This is a genomic window from Sandaracinus amylolyticus, from assembly GCF_000737325.1.
Lineage (GTDB): Bacteria > Myxococcota_A > Polyangia > Polyangiales > Sandaracinaceae > Sandaracinus > Sandaracinus amylolyticus.
Genome location: NZ_CP011125.1, coordinates 2,078,474 through 2,101,930, shown reverse-complemented (window position 1 = coordinate 2,101,930; position 23,457 = coordinate 2,078,474). Strand labels below are relative to the sequence as shown.

Below are 23,457 nucleotides of genomic sequence, written 5' to 3'. Positions count from 1 at the left end.
TCCGGAGCGGGGCGTGCGTCAGTGTCTCGTGGACGTCGTCGTGAGCGTGGTCGTGGTCGTGGTCGGTCGTTCGTCCCGCGCTCAGAGCCGCGGATCGACCGGCTCGCTCTCCAGCGCGAGCAGCGCGAGCACACACTCGTGCACTCGCCGCAGCGGCTCGCGCCGCACGAAGCGCTCGAGCGCCTCGATCCCCAGCGCGAGCTCCTTGTGCGCCAAGCCGCGCTTGCGCCCGAGCCCACGCTGCCGCAGCCGATCGATCTGCAGCGGATACTCGGGCCCGTAGATGATCCGCAAGTACTCGGGCCCGCGACACTTGATCGCCGGCTGCAGCCAGCCCTTCGGGCCGCGCACCAGATAGTCGAGCGGCTTGACCACCATGCCCTCGCCGCCTGCGTCCGTCAGCGCGTGCCACCACTGCGTCGCGTCCGCGCACGACTGCGCGTCGCCGAGCTCGACCACGCGGTGCCGCGTCGCGACGAACAGCGGATCACCCGTCTCCGCCAGCTTCGCGAGCGTCCCCATGTGCCAGAGGTGATCGCGATCGACGTGCACACGCCCTTCGCTCGCGAGCAGGTGGAACGGCGCGAGCCGCAGATCGTCGATCGACGCGACCGGCCAGCAATACCGACGGTACGAGTCGACGTACTTCTCGAGGTGCGCGCGCCGCGACTTCGTTCGCTCCGCGAGCGCGCCGAGTTGTCCCTGGGCTGCAGCGTCGAGCCCGCGAGCCATCGCGCGATCGAGCATCGCGTCCGCATCGGCGAGCGACGCGCGGCCGACCGAGCCCACCAGCGCGTACTGCTCGCGCAGGAGCTGCTGCGCCTTCGCCGACCACGGCATCAGCTCCGCGTCGAGCACGATCCAGTCGCTCGCGAGCTCGTCCCACACACCGCTCTTCGCGAGCGCCGCATCCACACGATCGATCAGCGCTGCCTCGAGCGCGCGATCACTCCCGAAGAAGCGCCGCCCCGTCCGCGTCAGGCACACACCGCGCTCGTCGCCGCTCACGCCGAAGCGCGCCCGCGCCGCGCGCGCGTCGCGCGCCAGCACGAGCACGATGCGAGAGCCCATGTGCTTCTCTTCGCAGATCGCGCGCGCGACCCCGTTCTCGCGGTAGTACGCGAGCGCCTCCTCCGGATGCTCGAGCAGCCCCTCGCGCGACGACGTCGCCGACGGCGACATCGTCGGCGGCAGGTGCACGAGCCAGCGCGGATCCGCCGCGAACCGGCTCACGACCTCGAGCGCTGCGCGCGCGTGCGCCTCGGGCACGATCACCGTCGCCGCGAGCTTCGTGTCGACGCGCAGCCGCGACAGGAAGTCGGACACGTCGAGCAGATCGTCGGCCTCGTGCTGCGCGCTCCTCGACTCGCTCGGCTTCACCAGCGGCTTGATCGACTCCGCGTACGCGCGCTGCGCCGGCACCGACACCAGCTCGCGCTCGGGCCATCGCAGCGCGGTCAGCGCACCGCCGAACACGCACCCGGTGTCGATGCAGATCGTCTGGTTCACCCACTCCGCGCTCGGCACCGGCGTGTGCCCGTACACGACCGTCGCGCGCCCGCGGTACTCGGCGGCCCAGTCGGCGCGCACCGGCAAGCCGTACGCATCGATCTCGCCCGTCGTCTCGCCGTAGAGCGCGAACTCGCGCACGCGCCCCGACGCGCGACCTTGATAGGCCTCCTTCATCCCCGCGTGCGCGACCACGAGCTTCCCGCCGTCGAGCACGAGGTGCGACACGAGATCGTCGACGAACGTCGCGATGCGATCGCGCAGCCCCGGCTCGCGCACCTCGAGCTGCTGCATCGTCTCGGCGAGCCCGTGCGTGAGCTTCACGTCCTTGCCGCGCAGCTTGCGCAGCAGCCGCGCCTCGTGGTTGCCCGGCACGCAGAGCGCGACGCCGCCCTCGACCATGCGCATCGCGATCTCGATGCAGCCCGGCGAGTCGGGCCCGCGATCGACGAGGTCGCCGAGGAACACCGCCTTGCGCCCCTGCGGGTGCACGAACCCCGCGCGCTCGTCGCGCTGCCATCCCAGCGTCGCGAGCAGCGCCTCGAGCTCCTCGCGGCACCCGTGCACGTCGCCGATCACGTCGAAGGGCCCGCGCTCGTCGCGCCGATCGCTCCACAGCGGCTGTCGCACCACGATCGCGTCGTCGATCGCCGCGCCCTCGAGCACGTGCACCTGTCGCACGCCCTCGCGCTGCATCGATCGCAGCGAGCTCCGCAGGTCGCGCACCTGCCGCCGGATCGCGCCCTCGGGCAGACGCCGATCGGCGCGCACCATGTTGCGCTCGAGGCAGACCTCCTGCGGCACGTCGAGCACGATCGCGACCGGCAGCACGTCCCGCGAGCGCGCGAGCGCGATCAGATCGCGACGCGCCTCGGGCTGCACGTTCGTCGCGTCGATCACCACGATGCGCCCGCGCGCGAGGCGCTTGTCCGCGACGTACCGGAGCGCGTCGAACGCGTCCGGGGTCGCGCTCTGATCGTTCTCGTCGTCGGCGATCCACGCGCGGAAGCGATCCGACGAGAGCACCTCGCTCTCGAGGAAGTGCCGCCGCGCGAACGTGCTCTTGCCCGAGCTCGACGCGCCCACGAGGAGCACCAGCGACAGCTCGGGGATCTCGATGCGACGCGTCACGCTGCACCGTCCTTCCGCGTGAAGATCGCGGCCTGTGTCGGCGCGCCGTGCTCCGGGTGCTCGTCGCCGATCGGCGCGAAGCGCACGTCGTAGCCGCGTCGCTCCGCGGCCCCGCGCGCCCAGGCTTCCAGCTCGGCGCGCGTCCACTCGAAGCGGTGATCCGAGTGACGGAGCGCGCCGTGCGCGAGGCTCGGGAAGAGCGCGTTGTGCTCGCGGTTCGGCGTCGTCACCACCACGAGCCCGGGGCGCGCCGCGACGAAGAGCGCGCGCTCGAACGCGTCGAGCCGCTCCGGCTCGAGGTGCTCGATCACCTCGACGCACGTCGCCGCATCGAGCCCGACGAGCCGCGCGTCGCGATAGACCAGCGAGCCCGTCATCAGCTCCACGCGACGACGCGCGTGCTCGGGCAGCTTCGCGATGCGCTCGCCCGCGATCTCCAGCGCGCGCGCGTTCACGTCGACACCGACGACGCGCTCGAAGCGCTCCTTCGCGAGCTCCGCGACGAGCTTGCCCTCGCCGCACCCGAGGTCCGCGACCGTGCGCACGCCCGCCTCGCGCAGCGTCTCGCGCACGAACGCACGACGCCGCGCATCGAGCGAGAGCGGCCGCTCGAGCGCGTCCTCGCCCGCCGCCGCGCGCGCCTCGCTCTCCTCGTCGAGCAGCGGCTCGAGCCGCTCGAGCGCCGCGCGCACCAGCGAGCGCTGATGACGCAGATAACGACGCGTCACGAGCTCGCGCTCGGGGTGCGCCTCGAGCCAACCCTCGCCGTGCCGCAGCAGCTTGTCGATCTCCGCGGCGTCGACCCAGTAGTGTTTGTCGTCGTCGAGCACCGGCAGGAGCACGTAGAGGTGCGCGAGCAACGACGCGACCGTCTGCGTGCCGCGCAGCGCGAGCCGCAGCGCGCGCCCCTCCCCCCACTCCGGGTGCAGCTCGTCGAGCGCGATGCGCTCGATCTCCACGGTCCATCCGAGCGGCTCGAACAAGCGCCGCGCGAGCGACTCACCGCCGCGCGCCGCGACCACCGACACGGTCGCCTCGAGCGCGATCGCGCGCTCCGCGAGCTCCTGCCGCTCCTTGCTGCGCCCACCGAGCGCGGTCCCGAACGCGCGCGAGATCGCGACCGACACGAACGACGACGCGACGTAGGGCCGATCGCTCACGTACGCCGCGAGCGGCTCGCCCTCGCGATCACGCACCAGACCGATCGGGTCGACGTCGAGCAAGAGCGCTGCGGTGCAGCGTGACTCGCTCGCCTCGGGATAGAGCACGTGCGCGACGCCGAACGAGAGATCGACCGAGGTCACGCGCTCCGGATGTTTGTGCAGCAGGTACCCGAGGTCGGTCGCGGGGACGTGCGTGGTGGTGATCGTGACGAGCATGATGGCGCGCAGCGTCGCACGGCGCGGCGCTCGCGCGCACGCTCGCTGCGCGCCGTGCTCCGATCCGTGCTCAGCAGGCCTCGTCGCCGCTGTACTCGAGCTGGTAGTTGGTGCACTCCCAGCGCGGCGCCCCGACTCCGTCGACGCGGAGATAGAACGTGTGGCTGTTGTTGGTGCTCCCGACGCAGCCCGCGCTCGGCCCGTGGAACGTGACCTGGCCCGTCGTGCCGCCGTTGACGGTGATGCAGTTCCCGTAGGTCCCGGTGGCGCTGCTCGCGTAGCAGAGCCGGTACGAGCCGGCGCCCGCCGGAACGCTGAAGCGCACGGTGAGCGTGCTGTGCTCGTTGTCGAAGCACGTGGTGACGCAGTCCGAGCCGCCGTCTTCGTTCACGCGGACGCTGAAGTAGTCGACGTCGCCGTCGTAGTAGAGCTGCGAGACCGCGCTGCTGGAGCGGCTGCCGCTCGCGCCGTCGGTGGTGATCGTCGTGAGCGCGCTCGCCTGGCCGCCGCTGTTGTTCGGCTCGTGCGCGCGCACCGAGCTCGCGGTGATGTTGTCGTCGGCGACGCCGTTGCAGTCGTCGTCGAGGTCGTTGCACACCTCCGCCGCGGGCGCGCCGGGCGTGCAGACGTTGTCGGCGCCGCCCACGCAGATCGGGACGCCGGTGCGGCGACACTGGCCGACGCCGCAGCTCGTGGTGCCCGCGTCGACGTTGTCGCAGACCGGCGGGGTCGTCGCCGCGCACGAGCCGCTGCGCGGGTTCTGACAGTTGTCGTCACAGGTCTGGCGCGAGTCGCCGGCCGGCTGCAGCGGACAGACCTGGGCCGGCGTCTGGCACGCGCGCGAGCCGTCGCAGCTCACGGCGGCCCCGCCGGCCGGCGAGCGCTCGCGGCAGACGTCGCTCGTCCATCCCGCGAAGTAGCTCGAGCAGTCGAAGCCGCCGCACTCGCTCGCAGGATCCTGGCCCGCGGGCACCGGCGCGCAGGTGCCGACGCTGCCCGGCACGTTGCACGCCTCGCACAGCCCGGTGCACGCGCTGCTGCAGCAGACGCCGTCGACACAGCTCAGGCCCGACTGGCACTGGCTCGAGACCGCGCACGAGTCGCCGGGATTGCCCTGCGACTGGCACGTGTGCATCGCGTTGCAGAACGCGCCGGGATCGCACTCGGTGTCGGCGAGGCACTCCACGTCGCAGAGCGAGCCCTGGTCCGAGGTCTGGTCGCTCGCCGACGTGCAGCGCACCGACGGGAAGAGCCCGCAGGAGCTCGACTCGAGGCCCGCGCATCCGCTGTCGTCGGGCACCGGATCGCCGATCTGGCAGCTCGACGCGGCGTTGCACACCGCGTCGCGGCGCGTGCCCTGGCAGCTGCCGGGCGTGCTGCACTGCGACGCCTGCCGGTAGCTCGCCGGACAGTCGCTCGCCTGGGCGCAGCAGTCGCCGCTGCCGCAGCAGAACCCGTTGCTGCAGTAGCCGCTCGAGCAGTCGCTCGCCTCGTCGCACGCGGTGCCCGCGGGCTGATCGGCGACGCACGCGCCGCCGTCGCAGTGCGCGCTCTCGTCGCACTCGGTGTCCCCGGTGCAGCCGCTCGCGCAGACCGGCGCGCTCTGCTCGTACGCGCCGGTGCAGCGCACCGTCGGATACAGCCCGCACGCGTCGGCGACGACGCCGGTCGTGCACGCGCTGTCGTCGGCGACGTCGACCTGGGTGCCGCACTGACTGTTCAGGCAGACCGCGGCGTCGCGCGTGCCCTGGCAGGCCCGCTGGTCGTCGCACGTCGGCGCGGTCCCGTACCTCGCCGGGCACTCGCTCGCGAAGCGGCAGCAGTCGCCGGTCGCGCAGCAGAACCCGTTCTGGCAGTGGCCGCTCGCGCAGTCGCTCGCCTCGTCGCAGGCCTCGCCGTCGGGCAGGTCGGGGAAGCAGAAGCCCGAGCCGCCCACCGCGTCGCAGTGCGCGACGTCGTCGCACGCCGCGTCGTTGGCGCAGCTCGTCGGGCACGCGGGGTCGGGCTGATCCGCGGCGCCGGTGCACACGACGTCGCGGTAGAGCCCGCACGCGTCGGCGACGACGCTCGACGTGCACGCGCTGTCGTCGGGCGTGCCGGTGATCGTCTCGCACTCGAACGTCGTCGGGTTGCACGACACCATCCCGCGCGTGCCCTGGCACTCGTCGGGGTCGCCGCAGACCGTGCCCACGCCGGGATAGCCGGGACAGTGCGCGTCGGCGGCGCAGCACACGTGCCCCGCGCCGCAGCAGAACCCGTTCTCGCAGTTGCTCGACGCGCAGTCGCTGTCCTCGTCGCACGCCGTGCCGTTCGCGTAGTCCTCCTCGCAGCCGGTCCCGTCGCAGTGCGCGGCCGGGATGCAGCGCGTGTCGTCCTCGGGGCCACCCTCCGGCGCGCACGCGGTCGCGCAGAAGTCACCGCGGTCCTCGCCCCCGTCGCACGTGTAGAGACCGCACGCGACGGCCGCGGGATTGACGCACGCGCCGTCGGTGCACGCCGCCTCGCCGCGCTCCTCGTAGGTCCCGCTGCCGACCGCGTCGCAGCGCTGGACCGGGCAGTCCGTGAACTGCTCGTCGACGTGGGTGTCGCAGTCCTGGTCCGCGCTGTCGCAGAGCTCGGCCGCCTCGGGATGACGCGCGATGTCGTCGTCGTCGCAGTCGAGGCCGAGGCAGCTCCCGCCGATGCCGTAGCCGTCGGCGTCCTCGTCGATGCAGCACGCCGAGCCGACCGGCAGACACACCTCGGCGAAGTCGAGCGGCGCGTACGCAGCGCACTCGAAGCCGCGCGGGCAGTCGTTGAACTCGGGGACGCAGAGGCGCAGGCACACGCGCTCGCCGCCGCTCAGCGGGCCGCAGCGCGCGACCGAGCCGCACTGCGCGTCGACGACGCACTCACCGCACAGCGGCACCAGGTCGACCGGGCCGCCGTCGGTCCCGGCGTCGGCGAGCGGACCTCCGGCGTCCGGCGGCGGCATGCCCCCTCCGTCGAATTGCCGAGCCGCGTCGCCTGCCGGGCCGCCGTCGCGTCCGCGGTCCATGCCGCCATCGGCGCAACCGCCCACCGCCGCGCCACACGCCAGCACGAGCACCACCAAGCCGAAGCGCGTCCGCATCGTGACTCCTCGATCTCTCGGCCTCGCGATGCGAAGCCCAGGAGAGACGCCCGCAATGAAAGTTGCGGCGACAATCACACGCGAGCGGCGCTCGGCGCAATCCCGGGCCGCCGCTGCTATACCGTCTCGCGTTGCGCGCCCTCGCTCCGCTGCTGTCTCTCGTCGCGCTGTGTGCGTGCGACGACCTCTCGCGCTTCCGCACCGACGGCGAGAGCCTCTATCGCGGCGACGTCGTCGGCGACGAGGGCGAGTCGTTCCTGCGGCGCGGCTTCGCGCCGGGCACCTCGCTCGACCTCGAGTTCGACCCCACGACGCCCGACGTGCCGCAGCCCGGCACGCTCACCTCGAGCCCCGATCCCACGAGCGGCGAGCGCGTGTTCGACGCGACGCCGCTGCGCTCGATCGCGCCGCTCCAGCACGACCTGCTCAGCGAGTACGACTTCCCGGGCGGCGGGCGCGTGCGCAACTACCTCTACGTCGTGCGCCCCGAGTCCGGCCCGCTCGCGGGGCGCGACGCGATGGTGTTCGTCTCGCTGCTCGACGACGGCGGCGTCGAGGTGCGCGTCATCGCCGGCGCGGGCGACGAGGCGAGCGGCGATCACTTCGGGCTCTTCCGCATGACGCGAGTGGATCGGTGACGAGCGCGGTCGCGTGGAGGATCGCTCGAGGTCCGTCGTCTGGCCTCGAGCGATCCTCCATGCGACCGCGCGGAGGCACCCAGGAGTAAGAGATGCGAGTGTTGGGCATCGAGTCGTCGTGCGACGAGACCGCGGCGGCGATCGTGGAGGACGGCGGTCGCGTGATCGCCGACGTGGTCGCGAGCCAGGTCGCGGTGCACGCGCCCTACGGCGGCGTGGTGCCCGAGCTCGCGTCGCGCGCGCACCTCGCGAACGTCGCGCCGGTGATCGCGAAGGCGCTCGAGGCAGTGCCCGGTGGGCTCGACGCGATCGACGGCATCGCGGTCACGCGCGGGCCCGGGTTGCTCGGCGCGCTGCTCGTCGGCATGAGCGCGGGCAAGGCGATGGCCTGGTCGCGCAACCTGCCGATCGTCTACGTCGATCACCTCGTCGCGCACTTGCTCGCGGTCTACCTGCAGCGCGACCTGCAGCCCGGCCAAGAGGTCGCGACGCCCGAGATGCCTTTCGTCGCGCTGCTCGCGAGCGGCGGGCACACCGCGATCTACGAGGTGCGCGCGCACGACGACGTCGAGCTGATCGGACAGACGCGCGACGACGCGGCGGGCGAGGCGTTCGACAAGGCGGCGAAGCTGCTCGGGCTCGGCTATCCGGGCGGCCCGGTCATCGATCGGCTCGCGAAGCTGGGTGATCGATCGAAGGTCGAGCTGCCGCTGCCGATGCCGAGCACGAAGCGCCTCGACTTCTCGTTCTCGGGGCTCAAGACCGCGATCGCGCGGCACGTCGAGAAGCACGGCGCGCCGAAGGACGAGCGCGAGCTCGCCGACGTGTGCGCGGCGTTCCAGCACGCGGTGGTCGAGGTGCTCGCGCGCAAGAGCGTCGCGGCGTGCAAGCAGCGCCGCATCCCGCGGCTCGTGCTCGCGGGCGGCGTCGCGGCGAACGCGGGGCTGCGGGCGCGCACGACCCAGCTCGCGACGAGCGTCGGCGTGAAGGTGTTCGTGCCGCCGATCGCGAGCTGCACCGACAACGCGGCGATGATCGCGTACGCGGGCTATCTGCGCCTGGCGCGCGGCGAGCGCGACGCGCTCGACGTGACCGCGTACTCGAAGAGCCCCGACCTGCGGCGCGGGAAGATCCTGGAGCGCTGACGCGGTCGGGATCTGGAGCCCGCTCGGTCATACGCGCACACTCATCGCGATGCTGACCACGCTGGCGCTTGAGGGCTGGAAGAGCTTCGGCGCGCTCGTCGAGCTCCCGCTCGCACGGACCACGCTGCTCGTCGGGCCCAACGCGTCCGGCAAGAGCAACGTGCTCGACGCGATCCGTTTTCTCCAGGGGATTGCGCTCGACCTTCCGCTCACCGACGTCCTCCGCGGCAGCTGGGACGGCGGCCGCCAGGTGTGGCCTGGCATCCGCGGCGCGGAGGTCGAAGCAGCCCACGTCGGAGCCGGGCGTTTCACGCTCGGCACCGCGTGGTCCGATGCGTCGAGCAAGATCGAGCACGGGGTGTGCGTGCAGACGCGACCGGAGGTCGCGCTCGCGGAGGAAGCTCTCTTCGATGGCGATGGGCGCGTGCGCTACTGGTTCGACACGCACGCGAAGACGCTCGGCGAGCGCAAGGGGTTGCAGGCGGGCGGCGCGATCGCGGTGGCAATTCGCGCGACCGGCGCCGGCGGACGCAACGTGAGCGCCACGTACTCCGCGAGCCGCAGCTTGCTCGGGCAGATCGAAATCACCGAGCGCGTCGATCCTCGCGTGGTCGAGAACGCGCGCGCGGTGCGCGCGCGCCTGCGCGGCATCACGCACGTCGAGATCCATCCGCAGTTGATGCGAGACCCCGCGCCGCTCCACTGGAAGCAGATGGGCGCGTCCGGCGAGCACGTCGCGGCGGTGCTGCACTCGATGAGCGACGCTCAGCGCGCCGATCTCGTCGACTGGATCTCGGAGCTGTGCGCGCCGCGCGTCGGCGCGATCGACTTCGACGTGGTCGAGTCGGTACGCGAGGTCTACTTCTTCCTCCGCGAGCAGAGCGGGGCGCGCATCTCGGCGCGCAGCCTCAGCGATGGAACGCTGCGCTTCCTCGGAATCCTCGTCGCGCTGCTCACCGCACCCGAAGGGAGTCTCATCGTCCTCGAGGAGCCCGACGTGGGCCTGCACCCGGCTCGCGTCCATTTGCTCGCGGAGATCCTCGAGAGCGTGCCGCGCGAGCGAAACATCCAGGTGCTCGCGACGACGCACTCGCCGATCCTGCTCGCGCACCTCTCCGACGAGGTACTCGCGAACGTGATCGCGTTTGATCGCGACCCGTCGACGGGCTGGTCGATCGCCAAGCGCGTCGGGACACTCCCGCATTACCCGCTGCTCCGTGACAGTGAGCAGCGCGATCACCTGATTGCCACCGGCTGGCTGGAGCGCGCGCTGTGAAGGTCTTGATCATCCCCGAGGATCAGGAGCTCGACCGCTACGTACTGAAGCCCGTCGTCGAGCGCCTGTTCGCGGAGCTCGCTCGGCCAGCGCGCATCGACGTGCTCCCCGAGCCCAGGTTGCGCGGCTCGTCACAAGCTCTCGATCCGCAGACCATCGCGGCGATCGTCCGGGACAACCCGATGACGGATCTCTTCCTCCTGATCGTCGACCGCGACTGTGATCGGGACGCTCACGTCTCGAAGCTGGCGGCGAGGGTGGCCGAGCACCCGGACAAGCTCATCGGGTGCCTCGCGGTCGAGGAAGTAGAGTGCTGGCTGCTCGCGCTCTCCGACACACTGCCCGCGAGCTGGCGCGAGATCCGCGAGCACTGCGATCCCAAGGAACGTTACGTGGAGCCCTTCTTGGCGGCCCGTGGGAGCAGCAGCCCGGGGCGTGGAAGGAAGGCCGCGATGCGCGAGCTGGCGGGGAACTGGCGTCGCCTCGTGAGCCGTTGCCCGGAGATCCAGGAGCTCTCGACGCGCATCGCGAGCTGGCTCGGCGCGCGCGAGCACTGATGTGGTCGTGCGCCGCCGAGGCGGCCGAGAGCGAGCCGGCGCGGGGTCGTGAGGCTCGGTCGGGGGCTCGCGAGGCCAGCTTCGGGGCGCGCCTGGCCGGGTCGGGGGCGCGGGTGGCTGCGCGGTGGGCACGCGAGGCCAGGATCGTGGGCGCGCGAGGCCAGGATCGTGGGCACGATTGGGGTGGATCGACCCCAATCGCGCGATCGGCGGTTTTGCTCGGAAAAACTGGCGATCTCGGGCTCGACTCGCGCGCGTGTTCGCGCGATCTTCGCGCGAGGGGGCTCGATCATGGCGACGAAGAAGAAGACCACGGCCAAGAAGACGGCGAAGAAGAGCGCGAAGGCGGCGAAGCGGACCGCGCCAGCGAAGAAGCGGACGAAGATCGTGGTGAACCCGCTCTCGAGCGAGCAGCGACGCAGCTTGCTGCGCGTGCCGGCGGGCTACTCGGACGCGGTGAGCGACACGATCGAGGCGTGGAACGACAACCGCACGGTGCTGAAGCTCGCGAACCGCACGCCCGCGCAGCTCGCGTCGATGCTGCGCAAGGCGGAGCAGGCCGCCGAGAAGGAGCGCGCGTTCCAGCAGAAGGCGGAGGAGCAGCTCCGCGCGCTCACCGACGCGCGCATGCTCGCGGAGCACGAGGTGTGGAGCACGACGCTCGCGCTCTACGGCGTGGCGAAGGCGCAGATGCGCACCGCGCCCGAGCTCGCGGGCGCGTTCGAGCACATGAGCGAGCTCTTCGCGCGCGAGTCGAAGAAGCCGAGCGAGCCCACGCCGAGCGAGTGAACGCGGACGTCGCGCAGGCGCGCCGTCAGCCGCGCGAGCGGTAGGGGCCACCCTCGCGCGTCGAGGTCTCGAGGGCGCGCGCGAGCTCGATCGCGTGATCGAGCCACGGCGCGATGTCGCGCGCCGCTTCGATCGCGATGCTGAGCACGAGCGCGCCCTCGACCGCGACGCGCCACAGGCCATCGGGCGTGGTCGCGAGCAGGTCGAGGACGGCGCGCGGCAGCGGAGCTGGGGGCGCGGAGTCGACCGCGACGAAGGGATCGTCGCGAGGGACGCCGAGCTCGGCGACGCGATCGCCGGCGGCGGCTCGGAGCGTCACCTCGACGTCCCCTGCGCGGAGGAGGGTCGCGGTCAGCGGCACGGGCAGCGCGAGCTCGACGCGCACGACGAGATCCGAGGGAACCGCGGCGGCCGGGAGCTCGATCACGAACGCGCGCGCGCCGTGGCGGCCGGTGAGCAGGAGACCGTCCGCGCTCTCGATCGCCACGCCTTGGGCGAGCCAGCGCTCGAGCATCGTCTCGCGCCACGACCGGGCGCGGACCGCACGCGCCGCCACGACGAGCACGTCCGCGAGGTGCTTCGCGATGCGCGCCGCGTGCACGAAGCGCACGTCGCTGGGCTCGCCGCGGACGACGATGCGCACGGCGTCATCGGTGACGTGGACGTCCTCGCGCGCGTGCTGCGCGATCGCGGCGCTCGCGTGCGCGAGCAGCGCGCGTGCAGCGTCGGGATCGATCGCGCGCGCAGCGCAGTGCAGCGCGGCGAGCTCGAGGGGGAGGCTCGACGACGCGATCGCGGAGGGCGCGGCGCACGTCGAGAACGTGAGGCCGGGGCCGAGCGGCGGTGTGATCGGGACGGTGAGGACACATCCGTGATCGCCCAAGCGACGCAGCGTCACGGGGACGCCCTCGAGCGAGCCCTCGAGCTCGTCGTGATTCGGCGCGTCGCGCTGCGTCAGACCGAGGCGTCGTCCGACCTCGAGCCACGCGCGAGCGCGGCGACGTCTCGCATGGAGCGCGGCGAGCGCGATCGTGGTGACGACCGCGGCGCCGACGAGCGCGGGGATCACGTCACCTGGATCGCGCGGCGGGTCATCCACACGCCGTGCTGGTTGCAGCGAGCGCGCGCGATCAGCTGCGAGGGCTCGCGCAGCGCGAGCGGCACGCGGACGATCGGGTACGCGACGTCGGGCGAGAGATCGGCGACCCACACGACGCGATCGTCGAGCCGCACCTCGAGCCACTCGATGCGGTGCTCGACGCTCATCTCGTGAGGGCGCACGCCGACCTGCACGACGAGGTCGAACGGGCGCCCGGCGCGGACGCGCTCGGGCAGCGTGAGCACGGGGGCATGGGTGCGCTCGTCCTCGGTGAGCGCGGACGCGTCGGCGACCTGGGTCCCGGTCAGAGCGCCTTCGGCGGACCACTCGGCGCGCGCGGGTGGGCATGCGCTCGTGCCGCGTCCGCGCTGTGCGACCGCGGCGGAAGGAAGCGCCAGCGTGGCAGCGCCGACGATCGAGCCTCGCAGGAAACGACGTCGCTCCATGATCGAGCGAGTGTAGACCGGGTCGGGACCGAGACCGAGACCGAGTCCGCGTCGGCGTCGGCGTCGGCGTCCGCGTCCGTGTCGGCAGCGCCCCGAATGCGAGAAAAGGCGCCGCGCGAAGCGCAGCGCCTTCTCACTCACCTACCCAGCCTTCACGCGCGCGGCAGGACGCCGCTCCGAGCACCGTCCGAGCGCGAGCCCCCTCCCCGCGCCCCTCTCCGCAGCCTCACCGCGCGCGGCGACGACCGATCACCATCGCAATCGCGATCCCCACGAGCACCATCCACATCGACGACGACGACCGCGCCCCGACCGACACCGAGCACCCGCCGGCGCTCGACCCGACCGCCGTGCACACCGACGCCGCGCCGTCCGCCGTGCGACGGCACTCGAGACCGACGCCGCACACGCGATCGGCGCTGCACGGCTCGGTGCACACGCTGCTGCCGCCGACGCGCGCGCACAGGCCGCTCGCGCACTCCTCGTTCGTGTCGCACTCCTCGCCGACGAGGCTGCCCATCGGCGCGCACACGTTCACGCCGCCCGCCGCCGCGCAGCCGAAGCCCGCGGGGCACGGCGTCGCGCCGTCGCACGTGATCGTGCACCAGTTGCGATCACCGAGGATCGCGCAGATGCCGCCGGGGCAGTCGCTGTTGTCGAGACACGCGCTGCCGACGCGCACCGTGCCGCGGTCGCCGACGCCGCGGGTGCGCATGCACGCGCCCTCGCGGCACGAGAAGCCCTCGGGGCAGCTTCCGTCCGCGCCGCACGGCGCGGTGCACTCGGACACGCCGCCGCGCTCGGCGCACGCGCCGCTGCGGCAGTCCGCGCCCTCGCTGCACGGCTCGCCGAGGCCGTGTCCGAGGCCGCCGACGATGTCCTGATCGACGCAGCCGCCGCACGCGTCGCCGAGCGGCACGCAGATCTCGCCCGCGAGACAGCGTCCCGCGTCGAGGCGGCACGGCGGGAGGCAGCGCTGCATGCCGTCGCCGGGATCCGCGCAGAAGAGCGACGCGCAGTCGGTGTCCGCCGCGCACGACGCGCCGATCGGGGCGCCGCCGGGAGCGCCCGGCACGCAGTGACCGGCGCAGCCCGTCGAGCCGCAGAAGAAGCCCGGCGGACAGCCGACGTCGGGACGCATCGGATCGCACTCCTGGGTGCAGATCTGGCCCGCCTGCGTCGTCGCGCAGAGGCCGCCGATGCACGTGGCGCTCTCGGTGCACGCGCTGCCGAGCGGCATGCAGCCCTCGTCCGCCTCGCCGTTGCAGTCGTTGTCGACGCCGTCGCAGACCTCGCCGCCCTCGTCGGGGAAGCACGCGTCGCCGACCATCTCGAGGACGCTCTGCACCCAATCCATGTGACGGTAGAGCTCGTTGTACGCGCCGGGCGCGGTGCCGCAGCGCGGCTCGGTGCGGCCGTCGGGGCTGAAGATGAAGCTCGCGACGCCGTAGATGAGCCCGTCGGGGCCGATCACCGGACCGCCCGAGTCGCCCTGACAGACCGCTGGGTCGACGAAGATGAGGCCCTGCTGGAGGCCGGTGACCGCGGCGCTGGTGCGGTACTTCGTGCCGGTCTGGCCCGAGGGCGTCTGGCCGTAGCCGATCGCCGTGATCTGCTGGCCGTTGAGCGTGCCCGGCGAGCCGAGCGCGATCTCCATCGGGGTCTCGCGCGCGGGCGTCGCGAGCTCGACGAGCGCGAGGTCGGTCGCGCGCCCGTCGCCGATGTTGCTGGTGCTGCCGGGGATCAGATAGATGGCGCGCGCGCGGTACTGCGCGGTGATCGCGCGCTGCGAGCTGCCGACGTAGAAGCTGATCGACGAGGCCGACGCCTGGGTGTCGCCGTCGGCGCGCATCACGCAGTGACGCGCCGTGAGCATGACGCGCGGCGTGATGAGCGACGCGGTGCACATGCCGCCCGACTGGTTGTAGAGGAGCATCACCGACGGGAACCCGGTCTCCGCGGTCCCGTCGACGATCTCCTCGGTGATCACCTCGGCCTCGGGCGCGATCGGCGCGCACGCACCGAGCAGCGCCGCGGCGGCGAGCGTCGCGACCAGCCCCTTCGACGTCGTCATTCCCATCACGCCCTCACCTCGCGCAATGCAGCCAAAGCGAATCATCACCCGCGGCGACGGCGCCGCGCGAACACGATCGTGCCGAGCGCGATCAGCACGAGCACCGGCGTGACGCCGGGACGCGCGCCGACGCCGACCGCGCAGCCACCGCCGCTCGTCTCGGCACGCGGCGCGACGCACGCGGCGCTCGTGCCGTCGGCGCCGCGGCGGCACTCGAAGCCGGGGCCGCACGGCGCGTCGACGCCGCACTCGCGCGTGCAGACGCCGGCGTCGCCGCAGACGCCCGAGAAGCAGTCGGTGCCGGTGGCGCACGCGTCGCCGACGAGGCCGACCTCGGGCGCGCAGACCATCACGCCGCCCGCCGCGACGCACGCGAACCCGTCGGGGCACTGCTCGGCGCTGCCGCAGAGGCTGGTGCACCACCCGCGATCGCCCTGCACCGCGCAGAACGTGCCGCTGCCGCAGTCGGCGTTGTTGACGCAGGTCTCGCCGATGCCGCCGAGCGTCCCGCGCACGCACATCGCGTCGCGGCAGTGGTAGCCGCTCGGGCACCCGATCTCGCCGTCGCACGCGCGGCTGCAGTAGCGCGCGTCGCCGTCGTCGATGCAGCTGCCCGACGCGCAGTCCGCCGCGTCGCCGCAGGGCTCGCCGAGGCCGGCGCGCAGCCCGCTCACGAGATCGGCGTCGACGCACGCGCCGCACGAGCCGGGGCCCGCGACGCACGCCTCGCCCGCGAGGCACATGCCCGAGTCGCCCTCGCAGGGCGTGAGGCACCGCCGCACGCCGTCGCCGGGATCGGTGCAGAAGAACGACGCGCACTCGTCGTCGCGCTCGCAGGGGCGATCGTTCGCGAGCGACGCGTCGCCGGTGCGCGGCACGCAGAAGCCGCCGCACGAGACCGCGCCCTCGCGCGCGCAGTAGAAGCCCTCGCCGCACCCGAGCTCGGGGCGACGCGCGTCGCACGGCTCGGTGCAGATGCGGCCCGCGATGGTGTCGCGGCAGTGGTTGCCGACGCAGATGTCGTCGCTCGCGCAGCTGCCGCCGATCGGCGTGCAGCCCTCGTCGACGGCGCCGTTGCAGTCGTTGTCGCGCGCGTCGCAGACCTCGGCGCCGTCGTTGACGCAGCCGCCGCCCTCCTCGATCGCCATGTCGATGAGATCGAGGAAGTTGTAGATCGCGTTGTAGCCGCCCTGACCGCTGCCGCAGCTGCCGTTGCCGAACGAGACGACCGCCGCGACCTCGCGGCTCTCGGTGACCATCGGGCCGCCGGAGTCGCCCTGGCAGATCAGCGAGCCGACGTAGATGACGTCGTCGGCGACGTAGGTGACGCTGCCGGTCGCGGTGTACTTCGTGCCCGAGCTGCCCGAGGGGATCTGGCCGAAGCCGATCGCCGTGACGGTCTGGCCGCGGAGATCGTCGGGCGGCGTGCGGCGCACCGGGATCGGCTCGACGTCGGTCACGCCGCTGACGAGGACGAGCACGGCGACGTCCTGGCCGACGAGCCCGCTGAGGCGCCCGTCGTCGCGATACGAGCCGGGCGTCGTGTACACCGACTGGACGCGCAGCGTCGTGCCGCTGCCCGCGCGGTCGCCGATGCCGGCGATGATCGCGCTCGCGCTCGAGGGACCGTCGGCGCCGGGCTCCTGCACGCAGTGCTTCGCGGTCAGGACGACGCGCGGCTCGATCAGCGTGCCGGTGCAGAGGCCGCCGCTGTCGCGGCTGTAGATCCAGACCACCGCGGGGTCGCCGCCGCGGGTTCCGTCGACGATCGCGCTCTCGGCGAGGCGCGCGTCGGGGCCGGGGTTCGCGCAGCCCGCGAGCGCGAGCGCGAGGAGGAATGGGACGGCGAGGAAGGACGGTCGTCGAATCATCGTAGGGCCTCGGGCGGCGCGCCCCCTGTGCAAGCTGCAGGCCCGCCTCGGTCGGCGGGATCTGCGCAACTTACGGCCAGTCGCGCCAATGAGTGTCAGGGCGCGAACGCGCGTGTTCATAGGGTCGTCAATCGGCTTACTCGGACGTGAGTCGGCTCACGCTGGGGTGCGCGTGCGAATGGATGCGCGCCGATCGACGCCATGCTGCGCCGATGGTCGCGAGGTCGGTGATCTCGCGGTGTTACGCGGCGCTCGCGGCCGCGTTCCACCGGGCGGCGGCCTCGGCGTCGCCCGCTTCCTGCGCGAGCCCGGCGGCGTCGAGGTAGAGCGAGGCCGCCTTCGCGAGCTCACCGGCGAGCTCGCGGAGCGTGCCGAGCACGCCGGTCGCGCGCGCCGCGATCGCGCTGGCGCCGGACGCCCGCGCATGGCGCAGCGCGGCCTCGAGGTGCTCGGTGGCGAGGTCGGCGTCGCCGATCTCGACGAGCGTCTCGGCGTACTCGAGCTGCGAGCTCGCGAGCGCGCTCTCGCGGTCGGCGCTCTTGTCGCTCGCGAGCAGCTCACACGCCTTGCGGAACGTGTTCGCCGCGGCGACCGCGTCGCCCTCCTCGCGGCGCAGGCGCGCGAGGTTGAGCTGCACCTCGGCCTCGCAGCGCGGATCGTCGTTCGCGGTCGCGCTCTCGATCGCCTGACCGAGCAGGCGCTGCGCGTCGCGGCGGCGCTCGCGCTTGATCGCGACGCGACCGAGGACGAGCAGCATGCGCGCGCGCTCCTTGTTGCGCGGGCCCGCGAGCTCGAGCGCCTCGCGCAGCACGCCGTCGGCGCCCGCGAGATCACCGTGCGCCTCGAGCGCCTCGCCGAGCTTGCGGCTGAACGTGACGAGCGCGCGATCGAGCGAGAGATCGCCCGAGAGGAGGAGCTCGCGCCGCGCGAGATCGAGGCCGCGCCGGAACGCGAGGGTCGCCGCCATCGCATCGCCGCGGAGCATCGCGGCGTCGCCCATCCGCTCGAGGAGCAGGAGCGCGCTCATCGGCTCGCCGGCCTTGAACGCGTGCTCGGCGCGTACCTCGAGCACCGCGCCGTTGCCCGCCGCGACCTGCAGCGCGCGCGCGTGCAGCTCCTTGCGGGCCTCGGCGGGGATCGACGCCTCGACGAGATCGCGCACGAAGGGATGCACGACCTCGACGCGATCGGCGATCGTGAACAGCAGACCGAGGCGCGTGAGCGTCTCGATCGCCGCGAGATCACCGGCCTGCGCGACCTCGCGGAGCCAGTCGATCGGGCACGAGTCGCCGAGCACCGAGACCGCCTGCAGCAAGCGGCGCGACGGGAGATCGAGGCGCTCGAGGCGCGCCATCACCGCATCCGCGAGGCGCGGCGGGAGCGTCTCGTCGTGCCCGTCCTTCCCGAGCGCGCGCACCTGCTCGAGGTAGAGCGGCAGGAGCAGCCGCTGCGTGGGCTCGGTCGAGCGCTCGCGCGAGACCGGGCGCGGCGCGGACACCGTGCCGTTCAGGAAGTCCTGCGCCTCTTCGTTGTCGAGGCCGCGCAGCACCAGGCTCATCGCCTGCGGGTGCGGGCTCGGCTCGCGGGTCGCCGCGCCGCTCGTGACGATCAGCGTCGGCGTCGGCGCGACGATGTCGACGAGGCGCGTCAGCGCGAGGCGGCTCAGCGTGTCGCAGCGCGTGAGATCGTCGATCACGAGGACCACGATGCCGGAGCGTGCGCGGCTCCCCGCGACGCGCACCGCCGCCGCGAGCGCCGCCGCGACCGCGCCCGCGCGCGGCACGCCGGGCAGCCCGGGCAGGCCCTTCGAGTCGACGATCTCGGCGATGCCCGCGCGCGCGAGCGGATCCGAGATCAGCCCGCCGGTCGCGAGCTCGGGCAGGCGGCTCTCGTCGACGTCGAGCAGCCCCGCGATCAGCGTGCGCACCGCGAAGTACGGCGCGGGCGCGCCGCTCGGGTGCGGGCCCGCCATCACGACCTGATCGCCCGAGCCCGACGCGAGCAGCGCGAGCTCCGAGAGAAGACGCGTCTTGCCGACGCCCGCCTCGCCGAGCACGCGCATCCACACCGGACGCTCGATCACGAGCTGCCGCAGGTTCGCGAGCTGCGCGAGCTCGGCATCGCGACCGACGAGCGGGCGACGCGTCGCCGGCTGCACCGAGCCGCGCGCCGGCGCGCTGACCGGAGGCGACTGCGTCACCGCGCGCTCGGGCCGCGCGCCCGGCGGGATCGTGACGATGCCGGTGAGGCGCGTGCCGCACTCGCCGCAGAAGCGCACCGTCATCGGGTTCAGGTGCCCGCACGTCGGGCACTCGATCATGCTGACGTGGCGCGTCTCGAGCGACTCCTCGGCGCGACGGACCGCGTCGTCCATCTCGTCGGCGCTCTGGAAGCGCTTGCTCGGCGCCTTCGCGAGCGAGCGCATGGTCAGCTCCGCGAGCTGATCGGGGATGCGGCGCTGCGGCGCGACGACGCGCGGATCGGGCACCGGATCGTGGATGTGCCGCAGCACGACCTTCGTCGGCGTGTCGTCGGTGAACGGCAGTCGATCGGTCAGCATCTCGAAGAGCAGCACGCCCATCGAGTAGAGGTCGCTGCGGCCGTCGAGCTCGTCCCCGCGGCCCTGCTCCGGGCTCATGTAGTCGGGCGTGCCGCACACGAGGCCCGGCGACGTGATCGACGACGAGCCGGGACCGACGATCGTCGCGAGGCCGAAGTCGACGACCTTCACGACCTCGTCGCCCTTGCGTCCCTTCTGGACGATGATGTTCTCGGGCTTGAGGTCGCGGTGCACGACGCCCAGCGCGTGCGCTTCGCCGAGCGCGGCGAGGACCTTGCGCAGGATGCGGCAGATGCGCTTGAACGGGAGCGGGCCCTCCTCCGCGAGCACCGTCGCGAGATCCTTGCCCGCGAGGTACTCCATCACGAGGTAGAGGATCCCGTCGTCGGTCCGACCGAAGTCGATGATGCCGACGCTCTCGGGGTGGTTCAGGCGGCTCGCCGCGCGCGCCTCGTTGTAGAAGCGCGCGACCGTCTGCTCGTCGCCGAGCAGGTGCGGATGGATGACCTTCACCGCCACGGTGCGGCCGAGCATGTTCTGCACGCCCTTGTAGACGCGCCCCATGCCGCCGACGCCGATCAGCTCCTGGATCAGATAGCCGCCCGCGATGGTGCGGCCGACGAGCGGATCGCCGGGAGAGCTCGGATCGTCGCGCTCCAGGTTGTGCCCACAAGCCGAGCAGAAGCGGTCGGCTTCTTCGCCCGGAGCTGCGCACTGGGGGCACGACTTCACGCGCGCGAGCATACCGGAACGCGATCGACGCCGTACATCGTGATCGCTTCGGACGTCGATTCCCCAGCACTCTCGGTACGGAGCCAATCGCGCGCGTCGCGTGCTGCTCCACGACGACACGCGACGCGCGGACGGGTGCCGCGCTACGCTGCGCGCGCGATGAAGTCCGCTGCCGCGACTCCGCGCTCCTTCCGCGCCGCGGGCTCGACCGAAGCGCTGCGCGCGGCGGCGCTCGGGGCGAACCTCTGGGCGGTCGCGCTCCTCCTGCCGGTGCTGCACGGCGGCGCACGCGGCGCGCTCGACGCGGTGATCGTGCTCTTGCCGCTCGTGCCGCTCGCGATCGGCGCGCGCGCCCTCGCGGCAGGTGTGCCGCGCCTGTCACCGGTCGCGCAGCGCGGGCTCGCGGTCTCGACGTTGCTCTTCGCGTTCCCGATCACGCTCGCGGGCGCGATCGCGTCGCGCGCCGACCTCGCGGATCGCGACGCGTGGGGACCGCTGGGCCTGCTCGTCGCGTCGATCTCGCTGCTCGCGTACGGCGCCGTGAGCGCGGAGGCGTGCGGAAGACCGGTGGTGCTGCGGACGTCGAGCGCGCAGGGCCTCGCGACGGCGCAGCCGGCGAGCGAGCCACCGCTGCGACGCTGGCTGCGGCGCGCGACCCTCGGTGGCGTGACCGGGGGCGCGCTGCTCGCGGCCGTGGTCGCGCCGGCGATCGGCGCGCGCGCGACGCTGGTGCGCACCTGGGGCGAGTCGGCGGACGAGGCGACGGTGCTCGCGTCGATCGTCGGCGCGGCGGCGGGGTCGATCGGGCTCGCCGCGTTCGTGGGGCCGCGGCTCCGCGCGCCGCGCGCGGGGGAGCTGCCGTCGGCGTCGCGCCGCGCGGTGCGGGTGAGCGTCGCGATGCTCCTCGCGGCGGTCGCGCTCGTGGCGTTCTTCCTCCTGCGCGCGTGGGAGCGGACGGTCGCCACGTGAGCGGCGATCGCGACCGCGGAACCCGCTATCATCGGGCGCGCACGTGACGACCACGGCGAGCAAGGGGAGCCCCGGCGGCGTACGCATCCTCGATCGACTGCGCGACGAGGGGCGCATCACCGCGCCGCAGTACGAGAGCTTCTACCACCAGGCGAAGCGCACCGGAGAGCGCGTCGAGGAGTCGATCCTCGAGTCCGGCGCGATGACCGAGGCCGACCTGCTCAAGTTCGTCGCGTCGCTCTACAAGACGCGCTTCGTCTCGACCGAGCGCCTCTCGAAGGCGGAGATCGATCGCGCCACGCTCGACCTCGTGCCCCGGCGCATCGCGGAGCGCCTGCAGTGCGTGCCGATCCTCTACGACCGGCGCGCGCAGGTGCTCTCGGTCGTCACCTACGAGCTCGAGGAGGACGTCGGAAAGCAGCTCGCGGTCGCGACCGGCGCGCGCGAGGTGCGCGTGTTCGCGGCGCGGCCGGCGACGGTGCGCGCGGCGCTGCGTCGCTTCTACGGCGGCGATCCCCACGCGTTCGCGCAGGTGCAGGGCGCGCCGACGAGCTACGCGCTCGGGCTCGACGCGTTCGAGCGCGGCAGCGGCGGCGGGCCCTCGATCTCGCTCGATCCTTCGCCGCGCGGCGTCGGGATCGATCTCGAGCTCGACGATCGCACGCCCGCGCTCGGGTTCGCGCCCGCTCCGCCGGTGGCCCCGCGTCCTGCTGCGCCCGCGCGCGGCGCCGCGCCCCCGACGCCGCCCGAGCTGAAGATCGAGATGCCGCGCTTCGAGGTCGCGCCCGACTGGGCCGCGTACCTCGAGACCGTGAACGTGCTGGTCACCGTGCTCGACGGCTCGCGCGCGGAGCTGCGCGGCCACTCGTCGCAGGTCGCGCGCCTCTGCGGACAGCTCGCCGATCGGCTCTCGATCAGCGGCGGCGATCGCCACGCGATCGTGCTCGCCGCGCACCTCCACGACGTGGGCAAGGCGAGCAGCTACCACCTCACCGCGCTCAACGTCTCGCGCTTCGACGGCCATCGCCTGCAGGCGCAGCGCAGCTACCTCACGCCGCTGCGCATGCTCGAGTCCGCGCGCCTTCCCCCCGCGACGATCGACGCGCTCACGCACCTCTACGAGCGCTACGACGGTCAGGGCTTCCCCGATCGCCAGGCGGGCAACGCGATCCCGATCGGCGCGCGCATCGTGTCGCTCGTCGAGACCTACTGCGACCTCACGGTCAATCCGAAGAACCCGTATCGCCGTACGCTCACGCCGCGCGAGGCGCTCGACGTGCTGCGACAGCTCGGATCGCAGCTCTTCGATCCCGGGCTGGTCGGCGCGCTGCGGCAGGTCGTCGTCGGCGACGAGACCAGCGGCAAGAACGGCGCGCGCACGCGCGTGCTGATCGTCGATCCCGATCGCGAGGAGACCACGATCCTCGAGCTGCGCCTCGCCGAGGCGGGCCACGGCGTCGTCGTGGTGCGCGATCGCGCCGAGGCGATCGCGGCGATCGCGAAGGAGCGCTTCCAGCTGATCGTCTCGGAGCTCGAGCTCGGCGGCGACGACGGCTTCACGCTCCTCGCCGCGCTGCGCGCGGAGCCGAGCGCGGCCGAGATCCCGTTCGTGTTCCTCACGCGCAAGGCGGATCGCGAGTCGGTGGCGCGCGGGCTCGAGCTCGGCGCGGCGGACTTCCTGATGAAGCCCGCGTCGGCGGAGCTCGTGGTCGCGAAGACCGCGCAGCTGATCGAGGCGGGCGTACGCCGGCGCGGCGGAGGGCTCGCGGGGAACCTGCGCGACATCTCGCTGCCCGACGTGATCCAGGCGCTCGGCAACGGCCGCAAGACGGGGCTCCTGCACGTCTCGGCGGGCGGCACGATCGGCGAGATCCACTTCCTCGAGGGCGCGGTCGCCGACGCGCGCTTCGGACAGAGCGCGCGGCAAGAGGCGATCTACGCGATGCTCGCGCTCAAAGAGGGCGAGTTCTCGCTCGACCCCGCGTTCAAGCCCGCCGCGCGCGTGATCAACGAGAGCACGGAGGCGCTCCTCCTCGAAGGAATGCGCCGCATGGACGAAGCCGGGCTGAGCTGATCCTCGTTGCAACCGTGGAGATCCGCCCTTATACCGCGGCCGTGCCAGCCCCCGGTCGGGCCATCTCCGCCCAGCTCTGCTCCGTCTGCGTCGCGG

At 72.9% G+C, this 23,457-nt stretch carries 15 protein-coding genes; 7 read left to right on the top strand and 8 right to left on the bottom strand.

Going from position 1 to position 23,457, the window contains the following annotated elements; genetic code table 11:
• Positions 1-81: 81 nt before the first annotated feature.
• The 3 genes from DB32_RS08830 to DB32_RS08820 form a co-directional block, all read right to left on the bottom strand.
• Positions 82-2,640, bottom strand: coding sequence for a polynucleotide kinase-phosphatase (locus tag DB32_RS08830; RefSeq protein WP_053231976.1), 2,559 nt, complete (start codon positions 2,638-2,640; stop codon positions 82-84).
• Positions 2,637-4,019 carry a 3' terminal RNA ribose 2'-O-methyltransferase Hen1 gene (locus DB32_RS08825; RefSeq protein WP_053231975.1) on the bottom strand — a complete coding sequence of 461 codons (1,383 nt, stop codon included), beginning with the start codon at positions 4,017-4,019 and terminating at the stop codon, positions 2,637-2,639. Before DB32_RS08825 ends, DB32_RS08830 begins: the two co-directional genes overlap by 4 nt.
• 70 nt (positions 4,020-4,089) lie before the next feature.
• On the bottom strand, positions 4,090-7,131 hold the full coding sequence (locus tag DB32_RS08820; RefSeq protein WP_053231974.1) for a MopE-related protein: 3,042 nt from the start codon (positions 7,129-7,131) through the stop codon (positions 4,090-4,092).
• Between the two features lie 131 nt (positions 7,132-7,262).
• On the opposite strand from DB32_RS08820, the gene DB32_RS08815 reads away from it, so the two are divergent.
• The 5 genes from DB32_RS08815 to DB32_RS08795 all read left to right on the top strand — a co-directional run bounded on the left by DB32_RS08815 (position 7,263) and on the right by DB32_RS08795 (position 11,536).
• Positions 7,263-7,769, top strand: a complete 507-nt coding sequence (locus DB32_RS08815) for a hypothetical protein (protein ID WP_053231973.1) — start codon at positions 7,263-7,265, stop codon at positions 7,767-7,769.
• 92 nt (positions 7,770-7,861) lie between these two features.
• Positions 7,862-8,914: a tRNA (adenosine(37)-N6)-threonylcarbamoyltransferase complex transferase subunit TsaD gene (gene tsaD / locus DB32_RS08810; protein ID WP_053231972.1), complete on the top strand. Its 1,053-nt coding sequence runs from the start codon at positions 7,862-7,864 to the stop codon at positions 8,912-8,914.
• A gap of 49 nt (positions 8,915-8,963) precedes the next feature.
• On the top strand, positions 8,964-10,190 hold the full coding sequence (locus DB32_RS08805) for an AAA family ATPase (protein ID WP_053231971.1): 1,227 nt from the start codon (positions 8,964-8,966) through the stop codon (positions 10,188-10,190).
• Positions 10,187-10,747 carry a hypothetical protein gene (locus tag DB32_RS08800; RefSeq protein WP_053231970.1) on the top strand — a complete coding sequence of 187 codons (561 nt, stop codon included), beginning with the start codon at positions 10,187-10,189 and terminating at the stop codon, positions 10,745-10,747. Before DB32_RS08805 ends, DB32_RS08800 begins: the two co-directional genes overlap by 4 nt.
• A gap of 291 nt (positions 10,748-11,038) precedes the next feature.
• Positions 11,039-11,536, top strand: coding sequence for a hypothetical protein (locus tag DB32_RS08795; RefSeq protein ID WP_053231969.1), 498 nt, complete (start codon positions 11,039-11,041; stop codon positions 11,534-11,536).
• Positions 11,537-11,561: 25 nt separating this feature from the next.
• Here DB32_RS08795 and DB32_RS08790 read toward each other — a convergent pair whose 3' ends face one another.
• The 5 genes from DB32_RS08790 to DB32_RS08770 form a co-directional block, all read right to left on the bottom strand.
• The gene (locus tag DB32_RS08790; RefSeq protein ID WP_157068868.1) at positions 11,562-12,605 is read right to left on the bottom strand and encodes a hypothetical protein; all 1,044 of its coding nucleotides are present in this window, start codon (positions 12,603-12,605) and stop codon (positions 11,562-11,564) included.
• Positions 12,602-13,081, bottom strand: coding sequence for a desulfoferrodoxin family protein (locus tag DB32_RS08785; RefSeq protein ID WP_053231967.1), 480 nt, complete (start codon positions 13,079-13,081; stop codon positions 12,602-12,604). Before DB32_RS08785 ends, DB32_RS08790 begins: the two co-directional genes overlap by 4 nt.
• A gap of 226 nt (positions 13,082-13,307) precedes the next feature.
• Positions 13,308-15,155, bottom strand: coding sequence for a S1 family peptidase (locus DB32_RS08780; RefSeq protein ID WP_053231966.1), 1,848 nt, complete (start codon positions 15,153-15,155; stop codon positions 13,308-13,310).
• Between the two features lie 44 nt (positions 15,156-15,199).
• Positions 15,200-17,026: a S1 family peptidase gene (locus DB32_RS08775; protein WP_053231965.1), complete on the bottom strand. Its 1,827-nt coding sequence runs from the start codon at positions 17,024-17,026 to the stop codon at positions 15,200-15,202.
• 241 nt (positions 17,027-17,267) lie between these two features.
• Positions 17,268-20,318 carry a serine/threonine-protein kinase gene (locus DB32_RS08770; protein ID WP_169791381.1) on the bottom strand — a complete coding sequence of 1,017 codons (3,051 nt, stop codon included), beginning with the start codon at positions 20,316-20,318 and terminating at the stop codon, positions 17,268-17,270.
• A 159-nt stretch (positions 20,319-20,477) separates the two neighbouring features.
• On the opposite strand from DB32_RS08770, the gene DB32_RS08765 reads away from it, so the two are divergent.
• Complete coding sequence (locus DB32_RS08765) at positions 20,478-21,287, top strand: hypothetical protein (RefSeq protein WP_157068866.1); 810 nt, start codon at positions 20,478-20,480, stop codon at positions 21,285-21,287.
• A gap of 43 nt (positions 21,288-21,330) precedes the next feature.
• The gene (locus tag DB32_RS08760) at positions 21,331-23,361 is read left to right on the top strand and encodes a DUF4388 domain-containing protein (RefSeq protein ID WP_053231962.1); all 2,031 of its coding nucleotides are present in this window, start codon (positions 21,331-21,333) and stop codon (positions 23,359-23,361) included.
• The last annotated feature ends 96 nt before the right edge of the window (positions 23,362-23,457 follow it).

Coding starts and splice junctions, on each gene's coding strand:
- DB32_RS08825 (WP_053231975.1), bottom strand. CDS start 4,019: ATGCTCGTCACGATCACCACCACGCACGTCCCCGCGACCGACCTCGGG.
- DB32_RS08820 (WP_053231974.1), bottom strand. CDS start 7,131: ATGCGGACGCGCTTCGGCTTGGTGGTGCTCGTGCTGGCGTGTGGCGCG.
- tsaD (WP_053231972.1), top strand. CDS start 7,862: ATGCGAGTGTTGGGCATCGAGTCGTCGTGCGACGAGACCGCGGCGGCG.
- DB32_RS08805 (WP_053231971.1), top strand. CDS start 8,964: ATGCTGACCACGCTGGCGCTTGAGGGCTGGAAGAGCTTCGGCGCGCTC.
- DB32_RS08795 (WP_053231969.1), top strand. CDS start 11,039: ATGGCGACGAAGAAGAAGACCACGGCCAAGAAGACGGCGAAGAAGAGC.
- DB32_RS08785 (WP_053231967.1), bottom strand. CDS start 13,081: ATGGAGCGACGTCGTTTCCTGCGAGGCTCGATCGTCGGCGCTGCCACG.
- DB32_RS08780 (WP_053231966.1), bottom strand. CDS start 15,155: ATGACGACGTCGAAGGGGCTGGTCGCGACGCTCGCCGCCGCGGCGCTG.
- DB32_RS08775 (WP_053231965.1), bottom strand. CDS start 17,026: ATGATTCGACGACCGTCCTTCCTCGCCGTCCCATTCCTCCTCGCGCTC.
- DB32_RS08765 (WP_157068866.1), top strand. CDS start 20,478: ATGAAGTCCGCTGCCGCGACTCCGCGCTCCTTCCGCGCCGCGGGCTCG.